The sequence below is a fragment of the Promicromonospora alba genome (assembly GCF_042654905.1).
In the GTDB taxonomy this organism is placed as follows: domain Bacteria; phylum Actinomycetota; class Actinomycetes; order Actinomycetales; family Cellulomonadaceae; genus Promicromonospora; species Promicromonospora alba.
In genome coordinates this window covers 283016-300171 of the sequence record NZ_JBHSFI010000008.1, presented here as the reverse complement: position 1 = coordinate 300171, position 17156 = coordinate 283016, and the positions used below count along the sequence as shown (strand labels likewise).

At 69.2% G+C, this 17156-nt stretch carries 17 protein-coding genes; 10 read left to right on the top strand and 7 right to left on the bottom strand.

All coding sequences use genetic code 11. The features are described 5' to 3' along the window. Positions 1–32: 32 nt before the first annotated feature. Positions 33–842: a carbonic anhydrase gene (locus ACFO6V_RS23980; RefSeq protein WP_377140427.1), complete on the top strand. Its 810-nt coding sequence runs from the start codon at positions 33–35 to the stop codon at positions 840–842. Between the two features lie 106 nt (positions 843–948). On the opposite strand, the gene ACFO6V_RS23975 is transcribed toward ACFO6V_RS23980, so the two are convergent. After that, positions 949–1542 (bottom strand): NYN domain-containing protein, encoded by a 594-nt coding sequence (locus ACFO6V_RS23975; protein WP_357452441.1) that lies wholly within the window; start codon positions 1540–1542, stop codon positions 949–951. Between the two features lie 117 nt (positions 1543–1659). Between ACFO6V_RS23975 and ACFO6V_RS23970 the strand changes: the two genes are divergently transcribed. The 4 genes from ACFO6V_RS23970 (at position 1660) to ACFO6V_RS23955 (ending at position 5159) form a co-directional block, all read left to right on the top strand. Further along, on the top strand, positions 1660–2385 hold the full coding sequence (locus ACFO6V_RS23970) for a response regulator transcription factor (RefSeq protein WP_377140423.1): 726 nt from the start codon (positions 1660–1662) through the stop codon (positions 2383–2385). Next, the gene (locus tag ACFO6V_RS23965; RefSeq protein ID WP_377140420.1) at positions 2378–3895 is read left to right on the top strand and encodes a sensor histidine kinase; all 1518 of its coding nucleotides are present in this window, start codon (positions 2378–2380) and stop codon (positions 3893–3895) included. The genes ACFO6V_RS23970 and ACFO6V_RS23965 overlap by 8 nt, the downstream gene beginning before the upstream one ends. A 111-nt stretch (positions 3896–4006) precedes the next feature. Continuing rightward, the gene (locus tag ACFO6V_RS23960) at positions 4007–4711 is read left to right on the top strand and encodes an HD domain-containing protein (protein ID WP_377140417.1); all 705 of its coding nucleotides are present in this window, start codon (positions 4007–4009) and stop codon (positions 4709–4711) included. 163 nt (positions 4712–4874) lie between these two features. Then, positions 4875–5159 (top strand): WXG100 family type VII secretion target, encoded by a 285-nt coding sequence (locus ACFO6V_RS23955; RefSeq protein WP_357452433.1) that lies wholly within the window; start codon positions 4875–4877, stop codon positions 5157–5159. Between the two features lie 107 nt (positions 5160–5266). On the opposite strand, the gene groL is transcribed toward ACFO6V_RS23955, so the two are convergent. The 6 genes from groL to ACFO6V_RS23925 all read right to left on the bottom strand — a co-directional run bounded on the left by groL (position 5267) and on the right by ACFO6V_RS23925 (position 11186). Then, a complete protein-coding gene (groL, locus tag ACFO6V_RS23950; RefSeq protein WP_357504722.1) occupies positions 5267–6895 on the bottom strand; it encodes a chaperonin GroEL in 1629 nt (542 codons plus the stop codon). Between the two features lie 196 nt (positions 6896–7091). After that, positions 7092–8609 (bottom strand): phytoene desaturase family protein, encoded by a 1518-nt coding sequence (locus ACFO6V_RS23945; RefSeq protein ID WP_377140412.1) that lies wholly within the window; start codon positions 8607–8609, stop codon positions 7092–7094. Between the two features lie 262 nt (positions 8610–8871). Continuing rightward, positions 8872–9075, bottom strand: a complete 204-nt coding sequence (locus ACFO6V_RS23940) for a cold-shock protein (RefSeq protein ID WP_108493306.1) — start codon at positions 9073–9075, stop codon at positions 8872–8874. Between the two features lie 289 nt (positions 9076–9364). Continuing rightward, the gene (locus ACFO6V_RS23935; RefSeq protein WP_377140408.1) at positions 9365–10000 is read right to left on the bottom strand and encodes a hypothetical protein; all 636 of its coding nucleotides are present in this window, start codon (positions 9998–10000) and stop codon (positions 9365–9367) included. Between the two features lie 42 nt (positions 10001–10042). Further along, positions 10043–10360, bottom strand: coding sequence for a DUF3263 domain-containing protein (locus ACFO6V_RS23930; protein ID WP_377140405.1), 318 nt, complete (start codon positions 10358–10360; stop codon positions 10043–10045). 109 nt (positions 10361–10469) lie between these two features. Beyond that, positions 10470–11186: a uracil-DNA glycosylase gene (locus ACFO6V_RS23925; protein ID WP_464720997.1), complete on the bottom strand. Its 717-nt coding sequence runs from the start codon at positions 11184–11186 to the stop codon at positions 10470–10472. A 100-nt stretch (positions 11187–11286) separates the two neighbouring features. Between ACFO6V_RS23925 and ACFO6V_RS23920 the strand changes: the two genes are divergently transcribed. The 5 genes from ACFO6V_RS23920 (at position 11287) to ACFO6V_RS23900 (ending at position 17048) form a co-directional block, all read left to right on the top strand. Next, positions 11287–12141, top strand: a complete 855-nt coding sequence (locus tag ACFO6V_RS23920; protein WP_377140402.1) for an SGNH/GDSL hydrolase family protein — start codon at positions 11287–11289, stop codon at positions 12139–12141. Between the two features lie 132 nt (positions 12142–12273). Next, positions 12274–13806: an MFS transporter gene (locus ACFO6V_RS23915; RefSeq protein WP_377140399.1), complete on the top strand. Its 1533-nt coding sequence runs from the start codon at positions 12274–12276 to the stop codon at positions 13804–13806. 25 nt (positions 13807–13831) lie between these two features. Then, positions 13832–14368 (top strand): TetR/AcrR family transcriptional regulator, encoded by a 537-nt coding sequence (locus ACFO6V_RS23910; protein WP_377140396.1) that lies wholly within the window; start codon positions 13832–13834, stop codon positions 14366–14368. A 499-nt stretch (positions 14369–14867) separates the two neighbouring features. Continuing rightward, positions 14868–15869 (top strand): HNH endonuclease, encoded by a 1002-nt coding sequence (locus ACFO6V_RS23905; RefSeq protein ID WP_377140393.1) that lies wholly within the window; start codon positions 14868–14870, stop codon positions 15867–15869. 318 nt (positions 15870–16187) lie between these two features. Beyond that, positions 16188–17048 carry a TRADD-N-associated membrane domain-containing protein gene (locus tag ACFO6V_RS23900; protein WP_377140390.1) on the top strand — a complete coding sequence of 287 codons (861 nt, stop codon included), beginning with the start codon at positions 16188–16190 and terminating at the stop codon, positions 17046–17048. Positions 17049–17156 lie beyond the last annotated feature (108 nt).

Genomic DNA, 17156 nt, shown 5'->3' with positions numbered 1-17156 from the left:
GTGATCGGATGATCCCCACGAGAGGTACCTCCATGAAGAAGCTCGCCCTGCCCGCCCTCCTGCTCCTCGCCCCGCTGCTCGCGTCCTGCGCGGCGGGCGGTTCCCCCGGTGCGGCCGCGTCGTCAGCCCCGCCGCCGGCCGAGCACGCCGCCGGTGAGGTGCACTGGTCGTACGACGGCGAGGAGGGCCCGGCCGAGTGGGGCCACCTCGCCAAGGACTTCGCGGAGTGCGAGGCCGGCGACGCGCAGTCGCCCATCGACCTGCCCGACCACGCCGAGACGAAGCTGTCGGAGCACCCGAAGATCTCGTCGTCGCCCACCGTCGGTGAGTCGGTCGACACCGGCCACACGATCCAGCTCGTGCCCGACGGCGACGCGTCCGAGATCGAGTGGAAGGACAACGAGTTCGACCTGGCCCAGGTGCACTTCCACATGCCGTCGGAGCACACCGTCGAGGGCAAGGCGCTGGACGCCGAGTTCCACTTCGTCCACACCACCGAGGACGGGCAGGTGCTCGTCCTCGGCGTCCTCGCCCAGCAGGGCGACGAGAACGACGCCTGGCAGCCGTTCATCGACGGCGCGGCCGAGCCGGGCTCTGACGAGCTGCCGATCGACGTCACCGCGATGCTGCCGACGGACCCGACGTTCGAGGAGTACGCGGGCAGCCTGACGACGCCGCCGTGCACCGAGGGCGTCGACTGGGTCGTCTACCACGAGCCCATAGAACTCTCGGCGGAGCAGATAGCCGTCCTCAAGCAGACCTACGACAACAACGCCCGCCCGATCCAGCCGCAGGGCGACCGCGAGGCCTACGAGGGCACGATCACGGTGAGCCAGGACTGACTGATGCGGGATATGTCGAAGTAGAGCGCTCGTCCGAGTCTCCCGGCATGTGCCAGGGAGACTCGGACGAGCGCTCTACTTCGACATATCCCGCATCCGGACCCCGCTACAGATAGCGGAGCGGGTCGAACTCTTCGATCGGGATGATCCGGACGCGCGGCAGCATCGTCGTGAAGGCGTCGGCATCGGCTTCCAGGTCGTACATGACCAGGCCGCGCTGCTCCAGCTCCGTGAACCGGGCGTTGACGAACTCGCGGAAGCCGAGCAGGCCCACCCGCCGGTCGTCGTCGTCGAGCAGCGCCTCGATCTGCGGCAGGAAGTCGCCGTCGTGGCTCGCGAGCAGCACGTCGCCGGGACGGTCCATCAGCGCGTCGAGCGTGCGCTGGATACCGACGTCGACGACCTTCTCGGAACCCTGCGCCGCAAGCGGGATGGGCTTGTAGCCCATCGCGAGCAGCGCCTGCACGAACGGCATGGGCATCTGGCCGGACGTCGCGTTCAGGAAGAAGAGCGGCACGACCTCCTGCGACCACACCTTCTCCGCGAAGGCGGAGATGCGGTCCCAGCGGGGACGCTCCTCGGGTGCGGGACGGCGGTTCAGCACGTTCATGCCGAGCGTGGCGTCGATGTTCTCACCGTCGACGATGAGATACGTGCGCCGGGGCGTCTGCCCTGGAACCTGCGGGAACGGTGCTGACATGCCCCCCAGCCTAGCGGCGTGGCAGGTGGCGGGCCCTACGTGTCACCCCTCCGGTGCCCGGGCGATTTCCCGGGCGAATCTCAGGCATCGTCCAGGAACCAGCCGCACACTGGAAGCATGGCTACTCCTGAAGCGCGTCTCGTCGTGGTCGACGACGAACCGAACATTCGCGAGCTCCTGTCCACCTCCCTGCGCTTCGCGGGCTTCGAGGTGCATGCGGCAGCGGACGGCAACGGCGCACTTCAGCTCGTCCGCGACGTCGAGCCCGATCTCGTGGTGCTCGACGTCATGCTCCCCGACATGGACGGCTTCACCGTGACCCGCCGCATGCGGGCGACCGGCAGGCACACCCCCGTCGTCTTCCTGACGGCGAAGGACGACACGCAGGACAAGGTGCAGGGCCTCACCGTCGGCGGCGACGACTACGTGACCAAGCCCTTCAGCCTCGAAGAGGTGGTGGCCCGGATCCGCGCGGTGCTGCGCCGCACCGGTGTGCCCGCCCCCGAGGAGGAGGCGGTGCTGCACGTCGGGGACCTGGAGATGGACGAGGACTCGCACGAGGTGCGCCGCGCCGGCGTCGAGGTGGAGCTGTCCCCCACCGAGTTCAAGCTGCTGCGCTACCTCATGCTCAACTCCGGCCGCGTCCTGTCCAAGGCGCAGATCCTGGACCACGTGTGGCAGTACGACTGGGGCGGCGACGCGAACATCGTCGAGTCCTACATCTCCTACCTGCGGCGCAAGATCGACACCCTGGAGATCGACGGCGAGACGCTGCCGCCACTGATCCACACGAAGCGCGGAGTGGGGTATCTGCTCCGCGCTCCGCAGCCCGCCCGTGCTTGAGCGCGTCAAGGAGCGCCTGTCCGGCATCCCGCTGCGCGCCCGGCTGGTCGCGATCATCTCGCTGCTGCTCGCGGCGGGGCTGGGTATCGCGGCAGTCGCGACGACGACGGTGGTGTCCAACTTTCTCGTCCAGCAGGTCGACCTCGAGCTCCGCACCGCGTCGGTCGACCTGAACCCGATCCTTGAGACACTCCAGTCGGACATCCCCCAAGCACTGCCCAGCGACTACTACGTACAGATCACCTACGAGAACGGCCACGTCAAGGGACTCGGCACCGAGGCGGCGAGACGTTTCGGTAAACCCGACCTGCCCACCATGACGTTGGAGGAGGCCAAGCAGAGCAACCGCAACCCCTTCACCGTGCGCGCCGTGACAGACGCCGCGGGGAGCGAGAGCTGGCGTGTGGTCGCTCTCCCCGTGACGCTGTTGGCGACCGGCGAGCCGGCCGTCGTCCAGGTGTCACTGCCCCTGGTCGGCATGGACAAGACCGTCTCGATCCTGACCCGCACCCTGATCCTGTCCGGCCTGGGCATCGTGCTGCTCGGCGGCCTCACCGCCTGGGTGCTCGTGGAGCGGTCGCTCCGGTCGCTCCGGTCCGTCGAGCACACCGCTGCCCAGATCGCGGCGGGTGACCTCTCGCAGCGCGTCCCCGAGGCCCCCGCCGGCACGGAGATGGGCTCCCTCGCGGCGTCGCTCAACGCGATGCTGACGCAGATCGAGCGGGCCTTCGCCGCGCAGGAGGCCTCCGAGGTGCGGATGCGCCAGTTCGTCTCGGACGCGTCCCACGAGCTGCGCACTCCGGTCGCGACCATCCGCGGGTACGGCGAGCTGTACCGGATGGGCGCCCTGGACAGCACGGAGAAGGTCGACGACACGATGCTCCGCATCGAGGACGCCGCGCGCCGCATGGGCACGCTGGTGAACGACCTGCTGGTGCTCGCCCGGCTCGACGAGGGCCGACCGATAGCCCGGGCCGACGTCGACCTGGTCGCCCTCGCACGCGACTCCGTCCAGGACCTGCACGCCCTCGACCCGACGCGAGAGGTGTCCCTGGTACCGCTCGACGCGGCCGCCGCCCCGGACGACCCGGCAGGCAAGATGCCCGACACCCTGGTCGTGGAGGGCGACAGCGACCGCCTGCGGCAGGTGGTCACCAACCTCATCGGCAACGTCGCGCGGCACACGCCCGCGGGTACGCCCGCGGAGATCGCGCTCGGCGTGCGGAAGGACGACGGCGTGGCGGTGCTCGAGGTGCGCGACCACGGCCCCGGCCTCAGCGAGGAGCAGGGCCGCAGGATCTTCGAGCGGTTCTACCGCGCGGACTCGTCCCGCACCCGCGAGTCCGGCGGCTCGGGGCTCGGCATGGCGATCGTCGCGGCGATCGTGGGCACGCACGGTGGGCACGTCGAGGTCGTGCCGACCGACGGCGGCGGCCTCACCGTCCAGGTCGCCCTCCCGACCGGAGACACCCCCGAAGTGTCAGACACCCAGGTCACCCCGGTGCCCTGAGCTTCTGACAGGTGCCGTGACCAGCATCCAAGACGGTAGTAGCCGCCACTGACCCAATCGGTAATAGGCTGGCGGTGCAGTGACCGACATCGACCGTTAGGCAGAACTCACATGGGCGTGCTCACGTCTGACGCGCCGCAGTGGTTGCTCACGTCTTTCGTCCGCAGTGCGCTGGGCGCGGGGGCCACGGCGGGGACCGAGGCAATCGAGGAAGTCGGTCAGGCCCTCCTCGGCCGCTGGGCTGACGAGCACCGGGCCTTTCACAACCTGCGCCACCTCGCCGCCGTCCTGCACCGGGTGGACCAGCTCGCCGAGGAGACGCACGAGCCCGACCTGGTGCGCCTCGCCGCCTGGTACCACGGCGCGGTGTTCAACGCCGAGAAGAAGGTGGCCGAGGCCTCGCAGGGCGGCGAGCAGACCACCGCCTCCGCGATCCTGGCCCACGACGAGCTGACCGGCCTCGGGGTGCCCGAGCGCGCGGGGGCCCGGGTCGCCGACCTGGTCAACGCCATAGTCCGGCACGCGCCGAACCCCACCGACTTCGACGCCGCGGTGCTGAACGACGCCGACCTCGCGATGCTCGCCGCCGAGCCCCAGCGCTACAAGGAGTACAAGGCGGCGGTGCGTGCGGAGTACGCGCACATCCCGATCGAGGACTACCTCAGGGCGCGGATCCGGGTCATCGAGCGGCTGCTCGCCCGCAAGTCGCTGTTCCTGAGCCCGATGGGTGCCGCGTGGGAGGAGCCCGCGCGGCAGAACCTCGACATGGAGCTGCACCGGCTGCGCAAGGAGCAGTCGAAGCTCGACACCGTCTGAGCCGGACCCTCCCGACGGCCGCGCAGCGGTCCGAGCACGACCACACCTCCGGCTGGGGCACGCCTATGCACAGCCGGCCCCGGACACGCCCCGCCGTCGGGCCGCACGTACCTACCGTCGGACGGACGACGCCGGACGGACCGGCGCGCGGGAGGGGAACACCATGCGGTTCGAGGTCGACAGCGACCAGGTGGAACAGGCGGGCGCGGCAGTGGCGGGCTCGGTGGCGGCCGTGCGGACGGAGGTGGGGGCGCTGATGCGTAATCTCGACGCCCTGCAGGCGACCTGGCACGGTCCGGCGGCCGCCGCGTTCGGCGGCACCGTAGCGCAGTGGCGCGGCGCCCAGGCGCAGGTGGAGGGCGCCCTGGACGCGATCCAGGCGGCCCTGGCGGCCGCTGCGCGCACCTATGCGGAGGCGGAGGCGGCAGCCGTTCGCATGTTCTCCTGACACCTTCTCGAAATGGCCGACGCCGGCCGGTCGCCCTCCGTGGGGAGGGTGACCGACCGGCGTCGGACAGGGTGCCCGGGCCGGGGCCCGGGCGGGTCAGGCAGGACTCAGAAGTCCATTCCGCCCATGCCACCGGTCGGGTCGCCGCCCTGGGCGCCCGCGGGCTCCGGCTTGTCGGCGACGACTGCCTCGGTGGTGAGGAACAGCGCGGCGATCGAGGCCGCGTTCTGCAGAGCAGAACGGGTCACCTTGACCGGGTCGTTCACGCCCGCGGCGAGCAGGTCCTCGTACACACCGGTCGCGGCGTTGAGGCCCTGACCGGCGGGGAGGTTGCGCACCTTCTCCGCGACGACGCCACCCTCGAGGCCGGCGTTGATGGCGATCTGCTTGAGCGGCGCGTCGATGGCGGCACGAACGATCGAGGCACCGATCGCCTCGTCGCCCTCGAGCTCCAGCTTGGCGAACGCGACGGCACCGGCCTGGATGAGGGCCACGCCACCACCGGCGACGATGCCCTCCTCGACGGCAGCCTTCGCGTTGCGGACGGCATCCTCGATGCGGTGCTTGCGCTCCTTGAGCTCGACCTCGGTGGCCGCGCCGGCCTTGATGACGGCGACGCCACCGGCCAGCTTGGCGAGGCGCTCCTGCAGCTTCTCGCGGTCGTAGTCCGAGTCGGACTTGTCGATCTCGCTGCGGATCTGGTTCACGCGACCGGCGATGAGGTCGGCCTCGCCGGCACCCTCGACGATCGTGGTCTCGTCCTTGGTGACGACGACCTTGCGCGCCTGGCCGAGCTCCTCGAGCGTCGCGTTCTCCAGCTTGAGGCCCACCGTCTCGGTGATGACCTGGCCGCCGGTGAGGATCGCGATGTCCTGCAGCATGGCCTTGCGGCGGTCGCCGAAGCCCGGAGCCTTGACGGCGACGGACTTGAAGGTGCCACGGATCTTGTTCAGCACCAGGGTCGCGAGGGCCTCGCCCTCGACGTCCTCGGCGATGATGAGGAGCGACTTGCCCGACTTCATGACCTGGTCGAGCAGCGGCAGCATGTCCTTGACGTTCGAGATCTTCGACTCGACGATCAGGACGTACGGGTCCTCGAGCACGGCCTCCTGGCGCTCGGGGTCCGTCTCGAAGTAGCGCGCGAGGAAGCCCTTGTCGAAGCGCATACCCTCGGTGAGCTCGAGCTCGAGGCCGAAGGTGTTCGACTCCTCGACGGTGATGACGCCTTCCTTGCCCACCTTGTCGAGGGCCTCGGCGATGAGCTCGCCGATCGCCGGGTCACCGGCCGAGATCGCGGCCGTGGCGGCGATCTCTTCCTTGGTCTCGATGTCCTTGGCGGCGTTCAGCAGCTGCTCGGTGACGGCCTCGACGGCCTTCTCGATGCCCCGCTTGATGGCGATCGGGTTGGCGCCGGCGGCAACGACACGCAGGCCCTCCTTCACGAGCGCCTGGGCGAGCACGGTGGCGGTGGTGGTGCCGTCACCCGCGACGTCGTCAGTCTTCTTGGCGACCTCCTTGACGAGCTCGGCGCCGATCCGCTCGAACGGGTCCTCGAGCTCGATCTCCTTGGCGATGGAGACACCGTCGTTCGTGATCGTGGGGGCGCCCCACTTCTTGTCAAGAACAACGTTGCGGCCCTTCGGGCCGAGCGTGACCTTCACCGTGTCGGCGAGCTGGTTGAGCCCGCGCTCCATGCTTCGACGAGCGACCTCGTCGAACGCGATGATCTTGGCCATGGGGATGAATCCTCCGCTGGTGGCTTGTCCAGGCCGGCCGGTGCCCGCGACGGACGGCCTGCCGTCCCGGCGATCATGTCTCGCCGTGACCGGAGGCCTCACCATTCGACCCTTGCTGTCACTCTCGAACGGAGAGTGCTAAGACATTATTGGCACTCGGACCATGAGAGTGCAAGGCGCGTCCGGGTCAGGTGGGTCACGGGCGGAGGTCCGGCAGCGAGCGGACGTCGAACTCCCGCAGCAGCGCCCGGCGGGCGGCGTGCCAGCCGCCCATCCCGTGCACGCCCGGCCCCGGCGGGGTCGAGGCGGAGCACAGGTACAGCCCCTCGGCGACCTGGTAGGGATCGGGCGCGAGCGTGGGGCGCGCGACCATCTGCCACATCGTGGCCGCCCCCGCGGAGATGTCGCCACCCGGGTAGTTCTGGTTGTGGTGCTCCATCTGCGCGGCGGGTATGCACCGCGAGCCGACGACGACGTCGCGGAAGCCGGGCGCGAACCGCTCGATCTGCCTGGTCACCGCCTCCGTGACGTCCTGCGTGGACCCAGCGGGCACGTGCGCGTACGTCCACAGGGGCCGGGCGGGACCGCGCGGCCGGCTCGGGTCGGCGACGCTCGGGTCGCTGACCAGGACCACCGGGTGGTCGGCGTGCAGCCCGTGCGCGACGCTGTCCTCCGCGGCCACCAGCTCGGCCCGCGTCCCGCCGACATGCACGGTGGAGGCGCGCCCGACGTCGGGCACCCGCCAGGGGACCGGGCCGTCGAGGACGAAGTCGACCTTGGCCGCCGCGTTCCCGTACCGGAACCGCCGCAGGGCCGCGCGGCGCCCCGGCCGGACCCGGTCCCCCGCGATCCGGAGCAGGGTGCTGGGCGTGGTGTCGAAGAAGACGGCGCGCGCGGGCGGCAGGTCTGACCAGCTCGTGACCCGGCGGCCGGTCTCGACGGTTCCTCCGTGCGCCTCCAGGTCGCGGACCATCGCGTTCACTATCGCCTGGGAGCCCCCGACCGGGATCGCCCAGCCGCCGTCGGCGTGTGCGAGCGCCGCGAGAAGCAGGGCCGTCCCCGCGCCCCCGAGCGACGGGAGCGGGGTGATGTTGTGCGCCGCGACGCCGGTGAGCAGCGCCTTGGCCTCGTCCGTGAGGAACCTGCGGTCCCAGCGGGGCCCGCCCTGCTCGAGGAGCGCGGTGCCGAACCGCAGACCGGGCCGGACCATCGAGGCGAGGGCCCGCACGGGCGGCGTGTGCCCGCCGGAACCCGGCACGCCCTCCGCCATGCCGTGCACCGTCCGCTTGTCGCCCAGGGCGAGCGCCGTGACCTGCCGCCAGTGGGCGGCGAGCGGGCCCAGCAGGTCGCTCCAGGCGTCGCCGTCGGGCCCGAGCCGGTCAGCCGTTCGGGCCAGGTCGCGGAAGGCGATGCCCGCGCGGTCGCCGTCGAGCGGATGCGCGTAGGCGACCTCAGGTGCGACGAGCTCGACGCCACGTGCGGAGAGATCGAAGGACCGGAAGAACGGCGACGCCCAGGCCATGGGGTGCACGGCGGAGCAGAGGTCGAACAACATGCCGTCCGCGAGCTCGGGGATCGCGACGGTACGGGCGCCACCGCCGATCGTCGGCTGGGCCTCGAGGACCCGGACGCCTAGCCCCGCGCGGGCGAGCGTCACCGCGGCCGCCAGGCCGTTGGGTCCTGAACCCACTACAACCGCGTCGAGCAGGGTCATTCCCCCATCGAATCACGGTATCGGGCCGGACGGCCGATGGCGGGGCAGTCCTACCGGTCGAGGCTCGCCTGGCGGGGACCAGGTGCCAGAACGAGCAGCCGCGGTACGGGCGGCTGCTCGGCGGCGTCGGGCATCATCGTCCGGCTGCGCAGTAACGACGGTCGTCTTCGACCGTCCAGATCGGACGCCGGGGTCTGGGTCCCGGCGGTCCTGGGGGGCGGCGGGCGACGGGCGGGCCCTTCCCGCCCGTCGTCCCATCGAATCAGAGTGGACGAACCTGCTCTGCCTGCGGGCCCTTCTGTCCCTGCCCCACCTCGAATTCCACTTCCTGCCCCTCGTCGAGGGACCGGTAGCCATCGGACTGGATCGCGCTGTAGTGAACAAAAAGGTCCTGGCCGCCGGCAGTCGGGGTAATAAAGCCATACCCCTTCTCGGCGTTGAACCACTTGACGGTGCCCTGGGCCATGCGTAGTTCTCCTTGTACCTCTGCACGGGACACTCGGTCGACCCGTGGTGGTTCGAGCCTAGTGGTCCGGCTCACACCAGGGAACCCTCTATGTCCCGTATGAGGTATTAAGCGGATGGCGAACGGGCAGGTCAGAGCCTTGAGGCGCCGCCCGGGCAGGCGGATATCAATCTCGTGGTACGAGCCGGACGGAGAATCGGCCACACTCCGGCCCTTCCCGGGAGCCGACCAGTGGTTGACCGAAAGCCGACGACAACGCTGCCATCGGCACGCTCACCTGGCGGCGCCGTCAGCCTGCCGGTGCCGTGAACAGGAACACCCAGACGGCCTGGGGGGAGCTCGTCACGGCGTCGTTCATGACGACGTTGGCCTCCGGGATGCCCAGGATCGCGGCGGCCGCCTTGGCCTCCTTGTCGCGCCCCTCGCCGTACCAGACGGCGTTGGTGCCGGCCGCTGTGACGGCCGAGAGGTCTGCCTCCGGGGGCGTCGCGGTGGCTTCCGACCCACCGAGACCGCCGGCGACGAGACTGTCGCTGGAAGCGCCTGCGAGGCCCTGGACGGTCCCGAGGTTGTACACCATGTACTTCGCGGCAGGATCGGCCGCAGCGACCAGATCTGCCACGTTCGGCTCTGACGCCTCTGCCGACGGCGACGCGCTCGGCGAAGCGCTCGGCGCCGAGGCCGAGGGGGAACCGGACGCCGACACCGAAGGCGACGCGCCACCCTGCGCCTCTGCAGGGTCGTCACCTCCGGACAGCAGCGTGATGCCGCCCCACGCCACGGCGGCGCACACTACAGCGACCAGCAGGAACGGCCAGGCCGAGCTCCAACCGCTTCGCGGTGCACGGTGCACACCCACAGGTGCGCCCCCGGGGACAGCGACGTCGAACTCGTCGGGCGGGTAGGGGTAGCCACTCTTCGTCACGGCAGAGAGAGTAGCGGGTCGTTGTGTCGGATCGGTGCCCGCTCAGTGGTTCTCATCGGCCAACCGTCGTGCAGAGCGTCCTCGCTGGCGGGTCGATCGGACCCTGCGCAGGCGTTTGACCAGCATCGGGTCGTGCTCGAGGGCGGCTGGAGTGTCGATCAGCGCGTTCAAAACCTGGTAGTAGCGCGTAGCCGTCAGATCGAAGAGTTCCCGTGCCGCCTCCTCTTTGGCGCCCGCATACTTCCACCAGCGGCGCTCGAACGCGAGAATCTCCCGGTCGCGGTCCGAGAGCTTGTTCTCGGCACCGTTGACCCGCTCGACATCAGGGCTGCCGGCCTCGGGAGCCAGCACCTCGCTCATCGGCTCACCGCGTACCCGAAGGACGTGACTGTTCTTCACTCTTCCCCTTTCACAGTGTCAACACGCCGGCCCGCCCCTCGACGCCGAACCGGGACCTCCCTGGCCGCCCCTACGGGAGGCGCCAGTCGACCGGCTGCGCACCCTGCTGCTCGAGCAGCGCGTTGGCCCGCGAGAACGGCTTCGACCCGAAGAATCCGTTGCGCGCCGACAGCGGCGACGGGTGCGCGCTCTCGACGATCGGCACGTCCCCGAGCCACGGCTTCAGGTTGCGCGCCTTCGCGCCCCACAGGATCGCCACGAGCGGTCCGCCCCGCGCCACGAGCGCACGGATCGCCGCCTCCGTGATCTCCTCCCAGCCCTTGCCCGCGTGGGAGTCGGAGGCGCCGGGCCTGCAGGTGAGGGTCCTGTTCAGCAGCATGACCCCCTGATCGGCCCACGGCCGCAGGTCGCCGTTCGACGGGAGCGGGACGCCGAGGTCGTCCTGCATCTCCTTGTAGATGTTCACCAGCGACCGCGGCACGGGCCGCACCTCCGGCTGCACCGAGAACGACAGCCCCATGGCGTGGCCCGGCGTCGGATACGGGTCCTGCCCCACGATGAGCACGCGCACGTCCGCGAGCGGCCGCTTGAACGCCGCGAGGACGTTCTCTCCTGCGGGCACGTAGGTGCGCCCCTGGGCGACCTCGGCGCGCAGGAAGTCACCCATCGCGTGGATACGCGGTTCGACGTCTGCCAGTGCCTCCGCCCAGTCCGGTGCAACTACCTGCGACAACGGGGGCGGGCCCGAGGCGGCAGCGGCGTCGACAGGGGGCGTCGGGTTCACGATGGTCTCCACGTCCAGGAGGTTACCGGCACCCTCCGACACTGCCAGTTTGTGCTGCCCGTCACACCCCCGGGCCAGCGAGTTCCCCGGTCCAAGCGGAAGAATGGGCGCTGTGAGCGCCACGACGACCCCAGACCCGGAAGGCCAGTCCCCCGACCTCCCTACCGCCGCACCCGTCCGCTGGGCGCGGTACGTCGCCATGGGCGACTCCTTCTCGGAGGGCCTGTGGGACCCGTACCCCGACGCCCCGGACATCCAGCGCGGCTGGGCCGACAACCTCGCCGCCATCCTCTCGGCACGCCGGATCGCCGCGGGTGAGGCGCCGCTCGAGTACGCGAACCTCGCGATCCGTGGCCGCAAGCTGCGCCCGATCATCGCCGAGCAGCTGGACGTCACCATCGAGGCCCAGCCGGACCTCGTATCCCTGGTGGGTGGCGGCAACGACATCCTGCGCGCCTCGGCCGACATCGACGCGATCTCGAGCGCCCTGGAGGACGCCGTCGTCGCGCTCCGGGCGACCGGTGCCGACGTCCTGATGGGAACGGGGTTCAAGGCCGGCGCCGCCCTGAGCTGGACCAACGGCCGCGTGGGCGCCTTCAATGCGAACGTCTGGTCCATCGCCCGCCGGACCGGCGCGCACGTCCTGGACCTGTGGGGCATGCGGGCGCTGGGCGACCTGCGCCTCTGGTCCGACGACCGCATCCACCTCACCCCGGAGGGCCACCAGCGGGTGGCGAACGCGGCGCTGGACGCGCTCGGCCTCGAGCCGGACGACGCCGCCTACGACACCCCGCTTGACGCCGCCCCGCCCGCAGCCTTCCGCGAGACGGCGAGCGCCAACGCGGCATGGATGCGCCAGCACGTGGGTCCGTGGATCAGGCGCCGCCTGACGGGCACCTCCAGCGGCGACGGCCGCACCGCGAAATGGCCGACGCCGCAGCAGTGGCCGCGGGCGTAATCGCACGTCTGGCCGTATGATCGGCGGGTGAATCTCTGAGGCTCTCCGGTGTTCGCACCGGGGAGCCTCCGCCGTTCCGGACGACGTCCGTTCGGTGAGTAACTTAACATTCTAGATAGTACAGTTGTAGCCATGACGATGAGCCCGCCGGTCGACGCTCCCGTGTCGCTGCTCGGCCCCCGACGGCGTTGGACGCTCCTGGTGACGGTAGGCGCAGGCCTGCTGCTGATCACCCTGGACAACTCGATCCTGTACACGGCGCTGCCGACCCTCACCCGGGAGCTCGACGCGAGCTGGACCGAGAGCCTCTGGATCATCAACGCGTACCCGCTGGTGATGACCGGCCTTCTGCTGGGCACGGGAACGCTTGGCGACCGGTTCGGCCACCGGCTCATGTTCCTGGCAGGCCTCGCCGTGTTCGGGCTCGCCTCCTTCCTGGCGGCCACGGCACCCACCCCTGAGGTCCTGATCGCCGCGCGCGGCCTGCTGGCCGTCGGCGCGGCGGCGATGATGCCTGCCACGCTCGCCCTGATCCGGGTGGCCTTCGTCAACGAGCGTGAGCGCAACATCGCGATCAGCGTGTGGGGCAGCCTCTCGGTGGTGGGCGGCGCGCTCGGACCGATCGTCGGCGGCGCGCTGCTCGAGCACTTCACCTGGGGCTCGATCTTCCTGATCAACGTGCCGGTAGTCCTCGTCGCCCTCGTCCTCGGAGTCGCCGTCGCCCCGCAGGACGAGCCGCACCCCGGCACGAAGTGGGACTTCATCTCCTCGGTGCAGGCCCTGGTCACGCTGATCGGCCTCGTGGTGCTGATCAAGGAGGTGGTCAAGATCGACCGCTCGGACACGGTGCTGCTCAGCGCGGCGCTGGCGACGGTCGTCGGCTGGTGGCTCTTCGTCCGCCGGCAGCGGCGTCTGCCGTTCCCGCTGCTGGACCTGTCGATCTTCCGCAACGCCGCGTTCGCCTCGGGCGTGCTGGCCGCGGCGTTCGCCATGTTCGCCATGGGCGGCCTGCAGCTGGCCACCACCCAGCGGTTCCAGCTCGTGGCGGGTTTCTCGCCCCTGGAGTCGGGACTGCTCGTGGCCGCCGTCGCGATCGGCTCCCTGCCGTCGTCGATCCTCGGTGGTGCCTTCCTGCACGTCGTCGGCCTGCGGTTCCTGATCGGCGGCGGCCTCGGCGTGGGCGCCGTCGGTGTGACCTGGACCCTGGTCGCCGTCCCCCACGGGACGGGGTGGCTGCTCGGCGGCCTGCTCGTCACGGGCGTCGGGCTGGGTGCGGCGATGTCCGTGGCCTCGACGGCGATCATCGGGAACGTGCCCGCCCGGCGGGCAGGCATGGCCTCCTCGGTGGAAGAGGTCTCCTACGAGTTCGGCAGCCTCGCCGCGGTCGCGCTGCTCGGCTCGCTGCTGACCACCATCTACACCCTGACCGTCCGTCTGCCGGTCGGCGCCCCGACCGAGGCCCGCCGGTCCCTGACCGACGCCCTGGCCGCACCGGGCAGCGGGCCCGAGGTCCTCGACGCCGCGTTCCGCGCGTTCGGCAACAGCTACTCGACGGTCATGGTGGTCTGCGCGGGGGTCCTCACGGTCGGCGCGATCATCACGACCGCGCTGCTCCGCGCCTACGGGCCCGGATCGGCGTCCTCCGCCTACGGCTCCGGCCACTGACGCCCCGAGCATCCCGGAGACCCCCGTGCGACCGAGCAACCGCGACCGCATCCTCGACGCCGCCGTCCGCGTCATCCAGCGTGAGGGCGTCACCGCCGTCACCTTCGACTCCGTGGCGGCCGAGGCAGACCTGACGCGCGGCGGGATCATGTACCACTTCCCGTCCCGCGACAACCTGCTCGTCGCCATCCACCAGCACCTCGCTGACAGCTGGGAGGCGTCCCTCCTGGCCGAAGCAGGCAGACCCGTCGACGAGCTCACCGCCGACGAGCGCCTGTCCGCCTATATCCGCGTGAACGCCCGGTCCTCGACCCGCGCCGAGCTGCAGCTCATGCTGGAGTCGGCCACGCACCCCGAGTGGGTAGCACCGTGGAACGGCGTCCTGGAGCGCTGGGCGCCCGTTCCCACCGACGTCGGGACCGACGCCGCGGCCATGGCCCGGCTCGTCACCAGGCTCGCTGCTGACGGGCTGTGGCTGTTCGAGGCGCTCGCCTACCGCGAGCTGCCGGAGGCGCAGCGCCGCGCGGTGGCGGAGCATCTGGTGCGAACGCTCGCCGGCTGACTGGCGCACGACCGAGGTCTCCTGAGTTCGGTCGCTTGCTTCCCGCGCGAAGCGAGATCGGTCCCTTGATGCGAGATCGGTCGGTTGAATGACCGATCTCGTACCAACGGACCGAAGTCGCTGAATTCGGTCAATTGCAGTCGTGAGACTCAGCGTGGTCGGCGTGCGTAGTCAGGCACTTTGTCAGGCCAAGCCTGGTTCGCTGGTCCGGGAACGACAGCAGGCCAGCACCGGAACGGCACTGACCTGCTGTGTTGCGTGGAGCCGCCTGTCGGGTTCGAACCGACGACCTTCCGCTTACCGGACGGTCGTTCCCGTCGGATAACCGCCGGGTCTCGACCGTTGCCAATCAGTGCAGCGCCTAGGCCAACGCCAGTGCTGTAGAGATACGTACATGCCCGTTGGTTGCCGCTCATTCCGCCGGGTTACCGCCGGGAACCTTGCCAAGGCAGCGGCGAAGGCCTCGGCCCATGTCACACACCGCGGATACGTTCGGCGCATGAGCCTCGCAGACCTGACGGACCCGGAAGCCGTGAACAACGCGATCACTGAGTTCGACGCCCTCGGACGAGACGCGTTCCTCGCCAAGTACGGCTTCAAGCCGGCCAAGAACTACTTCATCGTGGTCGACGGCAAGCGGTACGACTCGAAGGCCATCACAGGAGTAGCCCACCAGTACCAGACCGGTGCTCTCATGACACCTGACATGTTCTCAGGCGGAGAGAGCACGGTGGCGAACCGCCTCAACAAGCTCGGCTTCGAGGTCACCCGTCCCACGATGCCTCCGAACTGGTCCATCGATGAGTTGATGCTGGCACTCGACCTCTACCTACTTGTCCGTGAACAGGGCCGCGGCGGCTTCGCTGCGAAGGTCGCGGCACTCAGCGAGGAACTGCGCTCGCTCCGCGTCTTTCCGGAGGCTGTCAGGTCGAACCCCGCGTTCCGCAACACTTCGAGCGTGGCGCTCAAGCTCGACAACTTCTCGTCGATCGACCCGGCACACGAAGGCCGGGGTATGGAGCACGGAGGGGCAGAGGACACCAGGGTGTGGAAGGCGTGGGCGCACCGGCCTGACGAGCTCGCACAGGCCGTCGCCCTGATCCGCGCCCGCGGCGAGTCCGACGACGCGCCCGAGGAGACCGGCGAGGACGAGGAGTACGGGGCACTAGAGGGCCGGATCCTGTTCCGCGAGCACCGTCGCCGCGAACGTGACCGAACACTTGTCGCGAAGAAGAAGCAGAGCGTCTTTAAGAAGACAGGTCGCCTCGCCTGCGAGGTCTGCGACTTCGAGTCCTCCGAGGCGTACGGGGTAGAGGGCGTCATCGACGTTCACCACGTCGTTCCCCTGCACCAAATTGGAGAGAGCGTCACCACCTTGAAGGACCTCGTGCTGGTCTGCCCTACCTGCCATCGGGTCCTCCACAAGCACCAACCCATCATCACTCCTGCCGTGCTCCGGCGGAAGCACGCCACGACTGCCCTGGAGCAATCGGGCGCGTGATAGCAGTCGGGCAATCCCGTCGATCTGTACGGAGTCGCATGGATCACCACGCAGTCGCCCTGACCCGCATCGATGCAGGATGCGGTTCGCGTCCGCTTGGAGCAACCTAGGCCAGCTGTGAGGCAATAGATGGGGATGATCCGGGGGACGCTCCCGCCGCCGCCACTACGTGGTCGGCAGCCCGCGCCCCGATAGTGTGCGCTGCGCGTCACACGTGGCCCCGGGCTGTCCCAGCGATGGCAGCACCGCGCGAGGGTAGGGGCTTCGCTTGCGTAGGCGCCACCACTGGTGAGACCACTCACGCGCTATCGTGCATGCATGAATAGCAGAAACCGCCCTGACGGATTAACTAAGCCAGAGAGTCGCAAGCGCGAAAATACAAAGCATGATGAAACTGTGCCGGAGCCGATCTTGGAGCGCTTGACCGCTGCCGCAGAGTGGCGCAGGAGCACAGAACGGCGACGAGTGCTCAGATTCGCCATAAAGATGAGTGCTCTGGCGGGTATTGTCGGCGCCATCGTCGGGGCGGTATTGGGCTACTGGGGAATTCTCGCAGACCATGCCGTCTCCAGTTCTGCCGAGTATCAGTGGTCCTGGGCCGATATTTACAGTGTCCTTAATCCACTGGCTTACGGCCTTGGAGCCGGACTATATATCTCGATCTTCCTCTCATACTCGTATGTCACCAGGACTCGAAGGTCGTTTCGAGATCAAGTCATGATCAGCGCCTATAGTGACCTGCGCGAAGCGGAAGACGAATCCGACTCGAATGATTTCGGCTCCTTATGGTCTGTAAACAGCCACCGGCTTGATCTATACCACAATATCGCGACAGAACAGGCGGAGAAGAGTTTTCGTGCGGCACAGACTGCAGCTTGGACCGGGTTCGGTGTTGTGGCGCTCTCGGTTGTCGTTGCGATATTCGCTCAGAGTACGGCGGCCGCTGTGGCGGCTTCGGCTCTCGGAGTGGTCAGCGGCGGACTGGCGGCATATGTGAATCACACTTTCATGAGAGCGCAAGAGACGGCTGCAAAGCATTTGCACGCATTCTTTGCTCAGCCGCTTGAATTCTCACGACACCTGACAGCTGAGCGAATCGCGACCAGCCTCCCTGCCGGGGAATCTCGCGATCGGGCGCTCGAAGCTATAGCGGTCCAGATAGCAAAACCTACGGAGTGACGAGCGCACACCAGCAACCTGCCGCATAGTGCCTTGAGGTCGCGCGGCGTAAGGGGTATGCGGAGAAGAAAAGAGCCAACTTCAAAGGCGACGACCCCAGCCGTAGGA

Bases quoted from the DNA above. Each gene is read 5' to 3' on its own strand.
- ACFO6V_RS23980 (WP_377140427.1), top strand. From the start codon at position 33: ATGAAGAAGCTCGCCCTGCCCGCCCTCCTGCTCCTCGCCCCGCTGCTC.
- ACFO6V_RS23975 (WP_357452441.1), bottom strand. From the start codon at position 1,542: ATGTCAGCACCGTTCCCGCAGGTTCCAGGGCAGACGCCCCGGCGCACG.
- ACFO6V_RS23970 (WP_377140423.1), top strand. From the start codon at position 1,660: ATGGCTACTCCTGAAGCGCGTCTCGTCGTGGTCGACGACGAACCGAAC.
- ACFO6V_RS23960 (WP_377140417.1), top strand. From the start codon at position 4,007: ATGGGCGTGCTCACGTCTGACGCGCCGCAGTGGTTGCTCACGTCTTTC.
- ACFO6V_RS23955 (WP_357452433.1), top strand. From the start codon at position 4,875: ATGCGGTTCGAGGTCGACAGCGACCAGGTGGAACAGGCGGGCGCGGCA.
- groL (WP_357504722.1), bottom strand. From the start codon at position 6,895: ATGGCCAAGATCATCGCGTTCGACGAGGTCGCTCGTCGAAGCATGGAG.
- ACFO6V_RS23945 (WP_377140412.1), bottom strand. From the start codon at position 8,609: ATGACCCTGCTCGACGCGGTTGTAGTGGGTTCAGGACCCAACGGCCTG.
- ACFO6V_RS23940 (WP_108493306.1), bottom strand. From the start codon at position 9,075: ATGGCCCAGGGCACCGTCAAGTGGTTCAACGCCGAGAAGGGGTATGGC.
- ACFO6V_RS23930 (WP_377140405.1), bottom strand. From the start codon at position 10,360: ATGAGCGAGGTGCTGGCTCCCGAGGCCGGCAGCCCTGATGTCGAGCGG.
- ACFO6V_RS23920 (WP_377140402.1), top strand. From the start codon at position 11,287: ATGGGCGCTGTGAGCGCCACGACGACCCCAGACCCGGAAGGCCAGTCC.
- ACFO6V_RS23915 (WP_377140399.1), top strand. From the start codon at position 12,274: ATGACGATGAGCCCGCCGGTCGACGCTCCCGTGTCGCTGCTCGGCCCC.
- ACFO6V_RS23905 (WP_377140393.1), top strand. From the start codon at position 14,868: ATGAGCCTCGCAGACCTGACGGACCCGGAAGCCGTGAACAACGCGATC.
- ACFO6V_RS23900 (WP_377140390.1), top strand. From the start codon at position 16,188: ATGAATAGCAGAAACCGCCCTGACGGATTAACTAAGCCAGAGAGTCGC.